The sequence below is a fragment of the Pseudonocardia sp. 2-7 genome, assembly GCF_056341085.1.
The window spans coordinates 2,973,257-2,985,178 of the sequence record NZ_CP094507.1 but is presented as its reverse complement, the minus strand read 5'-3'; the positions used below and the strand labels follow the sequence as shown (position 1 = coordinate 2,985,178).

Here is an 11,922-nt window from a genome sequence, read left to right as displayed (position 1 = left end):
CACCATGACCACGTCCACCACCCCCGATGTCGACGCCGTCGTCGTCGGCGCCGGGTTCGGCGGGATCTACATGCTGCACACGCTGCGGGACCGGCTCGGCCTGAGCGTCCGCGCCTTCGAGAAGGGCGACGGCGTCGGCGGCACCTGGTACTTCAACCGGTACCCCGGCGCGAAGTCCGACACCGAGGGGTTCGTCTACCGCTACTCGTTCGACCGGGACCTGCTGCAGGAATGGAACTGGAGCACCCGCTACCTGGACCAGCCCGACGTCCTGGCCTACCTCGAGCACGTCGTCGACCGGTACGGGCTGCGCCGGGACATCACGCTGGGCACCGAGGTGACCGCCGCGGTCTACGACGAGGACGCCGGTCTCTGGCGGGTGCGCACCTCCGGCGGCGAGACGGTGCGCTGCCGCTACCTGGTCAACGCCCTGGGGTTGCTGGCCCGCAGCAACATCCCCGCCCTCCCCGGGCTGGACACCTTCGCCGGGCGCACCGTCCACACCAACGCCTGGCCCGACGACCTCGACATCACCGGGCGGCGGGTCGGCGTCGTCGGGACCGGCTCGACCGGCGCCCAGTTCATCGTCGCGGCGGCCCCGCGCGCAGCTCACCTCACCGTCTTCCAGCGCAGCCCGCAGTACAACGTGCCCTCCGGCAACCGACCGGTCACCCAGGACGAGGTCGACCGCACCAAGGAGCACTTCCCCGAGATCTGGGACCAGGTGCGCGGTTCGGTCGTGGCGTTCGGGTTCGAGGAGAGCGCCGTCGAGGCGATGAGCGTGTCCGCACAGGAGCGCGAGCGCGTCTTCCAGGAGAACTGGGACGCCGGCAACGGGTTCCGGTTCATGTTCGGCACGTTCTGCGACATCGCGACCGATCCCGAGGCCAACGCCGCGGCCGCCGCGTTCATCCGGCGCAAGATCTCCGAGATCGTCGTGGACCCGGAGACCGCCCGGAAGCTCACACCGACCGACCTCTACGCCAAGCGCCCGATCTGCAACGAGGGGTACTACGAGACCTTCAACCGCGACGACGTCGAGCTGGTCTCGATCCGGGAGAACCCGATCGCGGAGGTCACCCCGGCCGGGGTGCGCACCGCCGACGGGGTCGTGCACGAGCTCGACGTGCTCGTCCTCGCGACCGGTTTCGACGCCGTCGACGGCAACTACCGGGCGATGGACCTGCGCGGCCGCGGAGGCCGCCACATCGACGACCACTGGACCGACGGGCCGTCGAGCTACCTCGGTGTGTCGAAGGCGGGCTTCCCCAACATGTTCATGATCCTCGGGCCGAACGGGCCGTTCACCAACCTGCCGCCGAGCATCGAGGCCCAGGTCGAGTGGATCGGTGAGCTGATCGGGCACGCCGAGCGCAGCGGCATCGGCACGATCGAGCCGACGGCCGAGGCCGAGCAGGGCTGGTCCCGGCTCTGCCGGGAGATCGCCGACGCCACGCTGTTCCCGAAGGCCGACTCGTGGATCTTCGGGGCGAACATCCCCGGCAAGCCGAACGCGGTGATGTTCTACATGGCCGGGCACAAGGCCTACCGCGAGGAGCTGTCCACCGTGGCCCGCGACGGGTACCGCGGGTTCGCGATGCACGGCTCGGGAGGCTCCCGGTGATCGCCACCGGTGAGGGGTCCGGTGCCGGATCCGGCACCGGACCCCGCACACCCGGTGATCACATCTTGCGGAAGTCCCAGCTGGTGATCTTCTCCGGGCGCAGCCGCAGCCACGCGTGCCGTCCGTCGATCACGACCTGGCCGCCGGTGTAGCGGGCGGCGAAGGCCTGCTCGACCCGCTCCAGCTCCGGGTTCGGCTCGCCGGTGCGGGGCACCTCGCCGACGACCTCGACGGAGCCGCGCAGCTCGACCCCGCGCAGCTCGGCGTAGTCGTGCCCGGCGTCGACGACCACGGCGATCCGCGGGTCGCGCTGCAGGTCCACCCAGCGCTGCGAGCGCGAGAGCGAGGTCAGCCAGAGCGCCTCGCCGTCCCACAGGTACCAGAGCGGGGTGGCGTGCGGGCCGTTCACGCCGTTGGTGGCGACCCGGCAGGTGCGCTCGGCGTCGAGGAAGGCGGTGACCTCCTCCGGGGTCATCGCGATCTTCCGGGCGCGGCGCTGCGGCTTCGGTGCGGTCATCGTCCGAACCTAGATCAGACCCCGGCCGGTGCGGGTGGTGCGGCCGGGGAGAGCATCACCACGTGCACGACCTGAGCCCCGCCCTGGAGCAGCTGCTCGCCACCGACCGTCCCACGCCGTACCTGGCGCTGGACCCCTCCGTCGCCGGCGAGCGGTACCGCGCGCTGGCCGCCGCGTTCGGCGACGCCCGGATCCTCTACGCCGTCAAGGCCTGCCCGGAGCCCGCCGTGCTGCGCGTCCTCGTCGCGGCCGGGGCCGGGTTCGACGTCGCCTCCCAGGCCGAGATCGACCTGTGCCTGGCCGCCGGTGCGGACCCGGCGACGCTGCAGCACGGGAACCCGGTGCGTGGCCCCGGTGCCGCCGCCCGGGCCGCCCGCGACGGCGTCACCCGGTTCGTCACCGACAGCGCCGAGGACGTCGACGCCCTCGCCGCCGAGGTCCCCGGCGCCCGGGTGCAGGTCCGGCTCTCGGTCGACGACACCGGCTCGGCGACGCCGTTCCACGGCAAGTTCGGGGCGCCGCCCGACGCCGCCGTCGCGCTGCTGGGGCGGGTCGCCGACCGCGGCCTGGTCGCCGCCGGGGTCACCTTCCACGCGGGCTCCCAGCAGACCCGCCCCGCCACCTACGCCGGGGCCGTCGCGCTCGCGCTGGCGACCGCCGGGCGGGCCGGGCTGCGCCGTCCCGAGCTCGACCTGGGCGGCGGCTGGCCGGTGGCCTACCGCGCCGCCGTCGCCCCCGCGCAGGACTACGTCGCGGCCGTGCGCGCCGCGGTGGCCACGGCCGTCGACGCCGGGCACGTGGACGGCGCGACGCTGCTGCTGGAACCGGGCCGCGCGCTGGTCGCCCCGGCCGGGGTGCTGCGCGCCCGGGTGCTGCGCGTGTCCCGCCGCCCGGGCGTGGACCACCGCCGCTGGGTCTACCTCGACGTCGGCCGCTACCAGGGACTCGCCGAGACCGAGGGCGAGGCGATCGCCTACCCGCTGCGCGTGCCCGGGCGCAGCGGCCCGCGCGGACCGGTCGTCGTCGCGGGCCCCACCTGTGACGGCGACGACGTCCTCTACCGCCGCACCCCGGTCGCGCTGCCGCTGGACCTGGCCGCGGGCGACGTGGTCGACCTGCTCGGGGCCGGCGCCTACACCTCGAGCTACGCCTCGGTCGGGTTCAACGGGTTCGGCCCGCTGGAGGTGCTCGTCGCGGGGGAGGGGGCGTCGCTCCCACATCCCGGTTAACGTGTCCGGACGTGTCATCCTCCATCTCGCCGATCATGTCCGTGCCCGCCGCCGCGGCCGGAGAACTGCATCCGGCCGTCGGGCTCGGGACGGGCGCACCCGCGCTGCCCAGCACGTCGTCACCGGTCGGCAGACACGTCCTGGCCGAGCTCGGCGGCATCGCCCCCGAGGTCCTCGACGACTGCGACCGCCTGCGCAGCGACCTGACCGCCGCGCTGACCGAGGCCGGGGCCCAGGTCCGCCAGGTGGTCGTCGAGCGGTTCGAGCCGCAGGGGGCGACCGTCGTCGCGGTCCTGGCCGAGTCGCACGCCTCGATCCACACCTGGCCCGAGCACGGCGGCATGCACGTCGACGTGTTCACCTGCGGCGAGAGCGCCGACCCGGTCGACGCCGTGCGCCGCCTCGCCGAGCGTGTCGGCGCGACCGACACCGCGCTGCAGGTCGTGGACCGCGGCGGCGCCCCGCGCACCGTCACCGAGCCCCTCTCGCCCGGCCTGACCCGGCGCTGGGACCTCGGCCGGGTCCACCACGTCGCGCACACCGGGTTCCAGCACGTCGTGGTCGCCGACACCGCGCACGGCGTCACCCTCTTCTGCGACGACGAGCGCCAGTCCACCGAGCACACCCAGCTCACCTACCACGAGGCGCTGGTGTGGCCCGGCGCCCTGCTGGCCCGTGAGCTGGACCGGGTGCTGATCGTCGGCTCCTCCGAGGGTGTCGCGTCGGAGATGGCGGTCGCTGCCGGTGCGAGCCGGGTCGACCACGTCGACATCGACGCCGAGGCCGTCCGGATCTGCGCCGAGTACCTGCCCTACGGCTACACCCCCGAGTCCCTCGCCGCGGCCGAGCGCGGCGACGGCCCGGTGCACCTGACCTACGGCGACGGTCGGCAGTTCGTCCTGGAATCCGACGAGCACTGGGACCTGGTGGTCGTCGACCTGCCCGACGAGCGCCCCGACGAGCCCGACGCCCAGATCAACCGGCTCTACGAGGAGGACTTCGTCCGCGCCTGCGCGCAGCGGCTCACCCCCGGCGGGGTCCTGGTGTTCCAGGCGGGCAGCCCGGCGGTGTGGCGGGACGCGACGCTGCGCTCGGCCTGGCAGCGCTTCGCCGCGGTGTTCGGCGAGACCGGCGGGCGCGGGGTCTACATCGGCTGCGAGGAGCACGAGTGGGCCTTCCTCGCCGGTGTCCGCGAGCCGATGGACGACCCCGGCGCGGTCGCCGCCGGGCGGCTCGCGTCGATGCCGTCGCAGCCGGAGCTCTGGGACGCGACCGCGCTGCGGCACCGCCTGGTGGCACCGCTGTCGCTGCGCAGGCTCACCGACTGAGCGAGCCCCGCCCACGGTGCGTGACGGGCCGGGTCGGACCCGGCCCGTCACGTGCGCCGAACGGGGCGTAACCGGTCGGCGACGATGATCGTTGGTCGGTCAGGACCGGCGTGCCCACGCCGGCGACGTCCGACCGGAGGTCCGAGAGCCCGTGCGCCGTCCCCGTCCGTCCCGGTGGCTCGCCGTGGCGACCATGACCCTGCTGAGCTCGGCGGGGATGAGCGCCCTCGCGCCCGCGCAGGCGGAGGCGCCGACCACGTTCGCCGAGACCACGCTGTCCGCGCGCAACCTCGACACCGCCCCGGTCGGGCGCTTCGTCGCCCTGGGCGACTCCTACGCCGCGGGCCCGCTGGTCCCGGTGCAGCAGGGCACGCCGTCCGGGTGCCTGCGCTCGAACCAGAACTACCCGTCGGTGCTCGCGCGCTCGGCCGGCATCGGCCGCTTCACCGACGTGTCCTGCAGCGGCGCGACGACCGAGGACATGACCGCCCCGCAGCAGGTCCAGGCCGGCCCGAACCCGCCGCAGCTCGACGCCCTCGACGGTTCCGAGTCGCTGGTCACCCTGACCATCGGCGGCAACGACATCGGCTTCTCCGGGATCATCGGCGAGTGCGTGCGCCGCTCCTCGGCGAACCTGTTCGGCGCGGCCTGCGAGGACTTCTACACCGCGGGCGGCACCGACCAGCTCGCCGAGCGGATCGACGACACCGAGTCCAAGGTCTCCGACGTGCTCGCACGGATCCGCGACCGGTCGCCCGCCGCACGGGTCACCGTCGTCGGGTACCCGTCGATCCTGCCGGACACCGGTCCCGGCTGCTACCCGGTCATCCCGTTCAGCCCGGGCGACACCGCCTACCTGCGCGAGACCGAGAAGAAGCTCAACGCGATGCTGGCCGACGCCGCCCGCGACGCCGGGGTCGACTACGTCGACACCTACACCCCGACCATCGGTCACGACGCCTGCACGCTGCCCGGCGTGAAGTGGGTCGAGGGCCTGGTCCCGACCTCGCCCGCCGCGCCGGTGCACCCCAACGCCCAGGGGATGCGCGCGATGGCCGCGGCCGCCGGTGACGTGCTCGGCATCCGGGTCGCCCGGCCCACCTCGCAGCCGGTCCCGGGGGCGACCAACCCGGTGCCGACCGCGTCGCTGCCGCCGCAGGCCCGCACCGCGAACTGAGGTAGGGACCTCCGGGCCGCGGTGCGTGTCAGACTCGCACCGTGACGGGGACGGTCGAGCGGGGGCGCCGCCTGCCGGTGCCGGCCCGGTGGGGCGAGCTGCGGACGTGGGCGGCCGCGGTCGACCCGGGCCACACCCGGCTGCACCTGGCCTCGGTCGCGACCGCGGCGATGCTGCTGGCCGCGGTCGCCGCGAGCGTGCTGCGTGCGCTGACCGGGCAGCCGGTCACGATCGTGCTGTTCTCCGTGGTGCTGGCGATGATCAGCAACCTGGCGGTGAACGAGAACGACCTGCGGCGACGGCGGGTCACCACCGCCCTGATGGTCGTGCCCGCCGCGGCGTCGGCGACGGTGTCCGCGCTGCTGTCGACGGACCGGGTCGCGGCCGACGTCGTGTTCGTCCTGGTCATGATGGTCGCCGTCGCGGTCCGGCGGTACGGGCCGCGCGGGGTTGCGCTCGGCATGGCGGCGTTCATGCCGTTCTTCTTCGTGCAGTTCCTGCACGCCGGCCCCGGCGAGCTGCCGTTCCTGCTGGCCGGGGCGGTGATCGGCATCGGCAGCACCTTCCTGCTGCGCTGCCTGGTGTTCACCCGCCGCTCCGAGGCCGTGCTGGACGCGCTGTTCCGGGCGTTCGAGGCGCGGCTGCACGCGCTGCTGCTCACCGCGGTCGAGGCGGTGGAGACCACCGCCGGTGAGCCCGACCTCGACCCGCTGGTGCGTGCCCAGGCCCGGCTCAACGAGACCGCGCTGCTGGTGACCGACCGGCTCGACGACACCGACGACGACACCGACGACGGCCCCGACGGCGCGGCCGGCCCCGTCGCGGGCCTGCGGCAGTGGATCATCGACTCCGAGCTGGCCGCCGAACGGGTCGCCATGTCGGTCCGCCGGTCGGTCGAGCACCACGACCCGATCCCCGACGACGACCGCGCCGAACTGGCCGAGGGGCTGCGGGCCCTCGCCGCGGCCACCGCCGTCGGGACGCCCGGCGCGATCGCCGCCCGCCTCTACGACGCCGCACGGTCCGCCGTCGCCGACATCGTGGACCGGCCGGCCGGGGTCGGGCCCGCCGCGCGCGAGCAGCGCATCGGGTTCGCCGTCGTCCGGCTCGCCGACGCGATGCAGACCACCGTCGAGCAGGCCCGTCTGCGGATCGCCGAGCACCACGACACCGACCGGGAGACCGCGGGCGGCGACCCGGCACCCGAGCCCGTCCCCGCACAGCTGCCGCCGCCGGCGGGCCGGGACCGGTTCGGCGGGCTCGCGCTGCACACCCGCCAGGCCGTGCAGGTCGGCGTCGCCACCAGCCTCGCGATCGTCGTCGGCGAGCTGGTCTCCCCGGCGCGCTGGTACTGGGCGGTGATCGCCGCGTTCGTGGTGTTCGCCGGCACCGCCAGCCGCGGCGACGTCCTGAGCCGCGGCTGGGCCCGCGCGGTCGGCACCGCGGGTGGGGTCGTGGCGGGGATGCTGCTGGCGCTGCTGGTGGGCGGCAACGTCGTCGCCAGCCTGGCGCTGCTGTTCGTCTGCGTGTTCCTCGCCCTGTACCTGGTGCGGATCTCGCAGGCGATGATGGCGTTCTGGATCACCGCGGTGCTGGCCCTGCTCTACGGAGTGATCGGCCAGTTCAGCGTGCAGACCCTGGTGCTGCGGGTCGAGGAGACCGTGGTCGGCGGCGCGCTGGGCATGCTCGCCGCCTACCTGGTCCTGCCCACCCGGTCGCGCACGGCCTTCGCCGAGGCCCTCGACGACGCCCTCACCGCCGTCGACGTCTCCCTGCGCACCTCGGTCGACGCGGCGCTGGGCCGCCCCGGCGCCGGTGACCCGCTGGAGAAGGCCCGCGCCGTGGACACCGCGGTGGCCACCGTGCGGACCCGCGCGGTGCCGCTGCAGCACCCCGTCGCCCGCAGGCCGCTGCGCCGCGGGGTGCACCACACCGTGCGGGTCGTCGGCGCCGTCGACCACTACACCCGCCAGCTCGCCGCCCAGGCCGCGACCGCGTCGGTGCCCGGCTGGGCCGCGACCCTGGAGCCCGCGGCCGAGCGGGTCCGCGCCGACCTCGACGGCCTGCGCCGCATCCTCGACGACGCCTGGGGCCCCGCCGACCGGCGTGAGCACCCGAGTGGCGCGGGCCCCGCCGACTACGGCGTCGGCTCCGCGGAGGAGCTGCTCGACGCCGCCGAGGCGGACGCGGCGTCACGGACCGCCGCCGGTCCCGGTACCGAGCGGACGCGCCGGCTGACCGCGGCGCGGCTGCTCCGCCGGATCGACCAGCTCGCCGTCGGCCTGGCCCGGGAGCTGTGCGGGCAGACCTGGAGCGAGCCCGCCCCCGCCGCGCGCGGCGCCGGTCACGCGGACGGGTCCGGGGCCGCGGCGGCGGGTTAGGGTCCGGCCGTGATCTCCGTGAGCACCCACGACGACGTCGGTCTGATCGAGCTGAACCGCCCCGAGCGCCGCAACGCCCTGGACATCGCGACCTGCCGGCAGCTGGTCGACGCCGCGGCCGAGGTCCGCGCGGCCGGCGCGCGGGCGGTGGTCGTCGCCGGGAACGGGCCGGCGTTCTGCTCCGGCGCCGACTTCGGCGAGGTCTACACCGACGAGTTCCTCGACGCGCTCTACACCGGGCTGCACGCGGTCGCCGACCTGCCGATGCCGACCGTGGCCGCGGTGACCGGGCCCGCGATCGGCGGCGGGCTGCAGCTGGCCCTGGCCTGCGACCTGCGGGTCGCCGCCCCGGAGGCGGTGTTCGGGCTGCCGACCGCGCGGCTCGGTCTGGCCGTGGACCCGTGGACGATCGAGCGCCTGGTGCAGATCGCCGGCGGCGGCACGGCCCGCAGCCTGTTGCTGGCCTGCGCCACCGTCGACGCCGTCACCGCCCACGCCCGCGGTCTCGCCGACACCCTCGGCGACCGCGACGCCGCACACGCCCTGGCCCGTGACATCGCGACCATGGCCCCCCTGACCCTGGCCTACAACAAGCGTTCGGTGGACGCGTTCGGCCGTGGCGGCCACACCGACCCGGCGGTGGTCGACGGCCTCACCGAGGAGTTCCGCGGATGCTGGGCAGCCGAGGACATCGCCGAGGGGCGCGCCGCCCGGACCGAGAAGCGCGCACCGGCGTTCCGGGGCCGCTGACCGCGGGACCGGACGGCGCAGCGACCGTCCGACGCATCTCGTGCACCGCCGATCGGCGGTATCGAATCACCCTTTCAGCTCAAGATCATGTTGGGCTACCGTGGGGAACCATCCGGTGGCACTGTGCATCCGGTCGGGCCCGACGGGCCGAGGACGAGGGCCGTGCGCCCGACGGAGGGCGGACGGATGCGGGCACGGGGACGGAGCCGGACCGCCGGGCTCCTCGCGGTGGGCGTAGCCCTGACCGGTGCCCTGACCGCCGGGCTCCTGGCGGGCCCCGCCCTGACCGGCGCCCTGACCGCCGGGCTCCTGGCGGGCCCCGCCCTGGCCGAGCCGTCGGAGCAGCCCGATCCCACCGACCGGCAGGTCGCCACCGGCGAGCTCGTCCCGGGCACACCGTGCACCTCCTCGGCGCGGACATGTGTGGATCTGGAGAGCCGCTCCACCTGGCTGTTCGACGCCGGTCAGGTCGTCGCCGGACCGGTCGCGATGCGCCCCGGCGACCCGGAGGCCCCGACGCCGACCGGGACCTTCGCCGTGCAGTGGAAGGCCGAGCAGTGGACCAGCCGGGAGCGGCTGACCCAGATGCCGTGGTCGGTGTTCTTCGCCCAGGGCGGTATCGCCTTCCACCAGGGCGACCTCTCGACCCCGTCGGCCGGCTGCGTGAAGCTCGCCGAGACCGATGCGCGCCAGTGGTTCGACTACCTGCAGGTCGGCGACCAGGTGCAGATCCACTGAGCCGCACCGCGGGTGTGAGCCATCTCCCGCAGGGGTTCTACGCGCAGTAGAAAGGTTCGCGTAGGATGACCTTCGTGACGAGTCTGGGCGAGTTGGAGCGGGCGGTCATGAACGTCCTCTGGGAGACCGACCGGGACATGACAGCCCGTGAGGTGCAGGATCAGCTCGCCGACCGCGACCTGGCCACGACGACCGTGCTCACCGTCCTCGGTCGGCTCGAGCGCAAGCAGCTGGTCCGGCGGATCCGCGACGGCCGGGCCCACCACTACCGCCCGGTGGCCAGCCGGGAGGACCACGTGGCCGAGCTGATGACCGACGCGCTCGACGACGCGTCAGACCGGGGTGCCGCCCTCGCGCGGTTCCTCGGCTCGATGTCGGAGGATGAGCGGTCGCGGTTGCGCGACCTGCTCGGCTGAGCCGCCGGCGTTCCACGAGCCCGTCCGGTCGCGGGGGTGATGCAGCGCCGCGCCGCGCGCTCCGCGACGATGTGAGGCGATGCAGCTGACCGCGCTCGGACTCGGACTGCTCGGCGTACTGCTCGCCGAGCCGGTCAGTCGTGCCCTGGCCCGGGCGCGCTGGCCCGGCCGTGATCCCGTCGGAGCGCTGCTGCTGTGGCAGGCCGTCGGGCTCGGCGGCGGGATCTCGCTGTTCGGTGCGGGGCTGGCCTACGGGCTCTCGCCGATGGGGCACAGCCTGCCCGCCGCGGCGGCGGCGCTGTCGGCATCGGTGGCGGCGGGCGAGTGGCCGGACCGGATGGACCCGCTGCACGTGGGTGCCCTGTTGATCGCGCTCGGGGTGCTGGTGCGGCTGCTGTCGGTCCTGGTGATCACCACGGTGCGGACGCTGCGGGCCCGCCGTCGCCACCGCGACCTGCTCGATGTGCTCGCCACGCCGTGGCCGCACGCCTCCGGTACGCGTGTCCTCGACCATCCCGTCCCGGTCGCCTACTGCCTGCCCGGGCGCAGCTCCCGGCTCGTGGTGTCGGCGGGGGTGCTGGACGCTCTGGACACCGCCGGGGTCGTCGCGGTGCTGGCCCACGAGCGGGCGCACCTGCGTGAGCGGCACGACCTGGTCGTGCTGCCCTTCGTCGCGTGGGGGGCGACGGCGCCGTTCGTGCGCGGCATGGTGCACGCCCAGCTCGCGGTGGCCCGGCTGATCGAGATGCGGGCCGACGACGTCGCCCGCAGGCTGTGTGACCCGACCGAGCTGGCGACCGCGCTCAAGGCCGTCGGCGGGTCCGCGCCGGCGGCGGCGCTGTCGTCGTTCACCGACGCGTTGGAGGCCCGCATCGACCGGATCACCGCCCCGCCCCCCGCGCTGCCCCGCGTCGTGCACGGGCTGATCCGGCTGGTCGCCCTCGCGCTGGTCGCGGTGCCGGTGTGGCTGCTGGTCGCCCCGTGAGCACTCCGGTGCCCGGCCCGGTCCGTGCGTTCCCCGGGGCGGAGGCGCTGCTGCGGGTGCACGCGGCGTCGCTGCCCCAGCCCGACCAGCTGGCCGGGCCGTTCGTCGCCCGGCTGCTCGTGGCCGCGCTGTCGTCGCTGCCGGCACCGACGGTGGCCGCCTTCGCGCACGCGGCGGGCACCCGGGTGCGGCCCGGCGACGACGTGTCGTCGCGGCCGCCCGGGGCGCCGGCGGACACCGGCTACCTGCGTGGCCTGCCGGTCGCCGCGGACGACGAGCAGGCGGGCACCCCGGTGGCCGGTCTCGGTCGTGCGGTCGAGGAGTTCTCCGGGGAGTCGCTCGCCGCGGTCCCGGCCGCGGGGGACTGGACGGCCGCGCGCCTGAGCGCGCTGCTCGACGCCGTCACCGCCGACGGCCCGGTCGGCGTGCTGGCCGCGCTGCGGACCGGGGAGCTGGTCGCCGCGGCCACCCCGGCCGCCGACCTCGACGCCGGGGGCCGGCCGGGGCCGGACTGGTCGGTCGCGCACGTCGTCGCGCTGTGGGGGCGCCGGGACGGGCCGGGCGGGCCACTGCTCGCCGTCGCCGACACCTACCCGCAGCTCGGCTCGCCGGACCTCGGGCCGGGGCTGCACCTGCAGCCGACCGACCGGGTCGCGGTGGCGCTGGGCCCCGGCGGCGGCCTGGTCCTGGTGGGGCCGGACCGGCGCCGCGACGCGCTGACCGCGGCCGTCGGGGCCGCCGGGCTGTCCCCGTGCTGGTGGGACGACCCGGCCTGAC

General features: G+C 75.3%; 11 protein-coding genes. 10 read left to right on the top strand and 1 reads right to left on the bottom strand.

The window, feature by feature from the left end; all coding sequences use genetic code 11:
* Positions 1–4: 4 nt before the first annotated feature.
* A complete protein-coding gene (locus MTO91_RS14495) occupies positions 5–1,624 on the top strand; it encodes a flavin-containing monooxygenase (RefSeq protein ID WP_476651507.1) in 1,620 nt (539 codons plus the stop codon).
* A 58-nt stretch (positions 1,625–1,682) separates the two neighbouring features.
* On the opposite strand, the gene MTO91_RS14490 is transcribed toward MTO91_RS14495, so the two are convergent.
* Positions 1,683–2,141, bottom strand: coding sequence for a pyridoxamine 5'-phosphate oxidase family protein (locus MTO91_RS14490; RefSeq protein WP_346107315.1), 459 nt, complete (start codon positions 2,139–2,141; stop codon positions 1,683–1,685).
* A 71-nt stretch (positions 2,142–2,212) separates the two neighbouring features.
* On the opposite strand from MTO91_RS14490, the gene MTO91_RS14485 reads away from it, so the two are divergent.
* The 9 genes from MTO91_RS14485 to MTO91_RS14445 all read left to right on the top strand — a co-directional run bounded on the left by MTO91_RS14485 (position 2,213) and on the right by MTO91_RS14445 (position 11,921).
* Positions 2,213–3,370, top strand: a complete 1,158-nt coding sequence (locus MTO91_RS14485) for a type III PLP-dependent enzyme (protein ID WP_476654884.1) — start codon at positions 2,213–2,215, stop codon at positions 3,368–3,370.
* 11 nt (positions 3,371–3,381) lie between these two features.
* The gene (gene speD, locus MTO91_RS14480) at positions 3,382–4,698 is read left to right on the top strand and encodes an adenosylmethionine decarboxylase (RefSeq protein ID WP_476651506.1); all 1,317 of its coding nucleotides are present in this window, start codon (positions 3,382–3,384) and stop codon (positions 4,696–4,698) included.
* Positions 4,699–4,891: 193 nt separating this feature from the next.
* Positions 4,892–5,875, top strand: a complete 984-nt coding sequence (locus tag MTO91_RS14475) for an SGNH/GDSL hydrolase family protein (protein ID WP_476654883.1) — start codon at positions 4,892–4,894, stop codon at positions 5,873–5,875.
* Positions 5,876–5,916: 41 nt separating this feature from the next.
* Positions 5,917–8,256, top strand: coding sequence for an FUSC family protein (locus tag MTO91_RS14470; protein WP_476651504.1), 2,340 nt, complete (start codon positions 5,917–5,919; stop codon positions 8,254–8,256).
* A gap of 9 nt (positions 8,257–8,265) precedes the next feature.
* A complete protein-coding gene (locus MTO91_RS14465; RefSeq protein ID WP_405416977.1) occupies positions 8,266–9,006 on the top strand; it encodes an enoyl-CoA hydratase in 741 nt (246 codons plus the stop codon).
* 186 nt (positions 9,007–9,192) lie between these two features.
* Positions 9,193–9,744, top strand: coding sequence for a L,D-transpeptidase (locus MTO91_RS14460; protein WP_476651502.1), 552 nt, complete (start codon positions 9,193–9,195; stop codon positions 9,742–9,744).
* A 74-nt stretch (positions 9,745–9,818) separates the two neighbouring features.
* Entirely contained in the window at positions 9,819–10,160 is a 342-nt protein-coding gene (locus tag MTO91_RS14455; RefSeq protein WP_405421806.1) for a BlaI/MecI/CopY family transcriptional regulator, read from the top strand.
* Positions 10,161–10,239: 79 nt separating this feature from the next.
* Positions 10,240–11,145: a M56 family metallopeptidase gene (locus MTO91_RS14450; protein WP_405416981.1), complete on the top strand. Its 906-nt coding sequence runs from the start codon at positions 10,240–10,242 to the stop codon at positions 11,143–11,145.
* Complete coding sequence (locus MTO91_RS14445; RefSeq protein ID WP_476651500.1) at positions 11,142–11,921, top strand: DUF6885 family protein; 780 nt, start codon at positions 11,142–11,144, stop codon at positions 11,919–11,921. The genes MTO91_RS14450 and MTO91_RS14445 overlap by 4 nt, the downstream gene beginning before the upstream one ends.
* Position 11,922 lies beyond the last annotated feature (1 nt).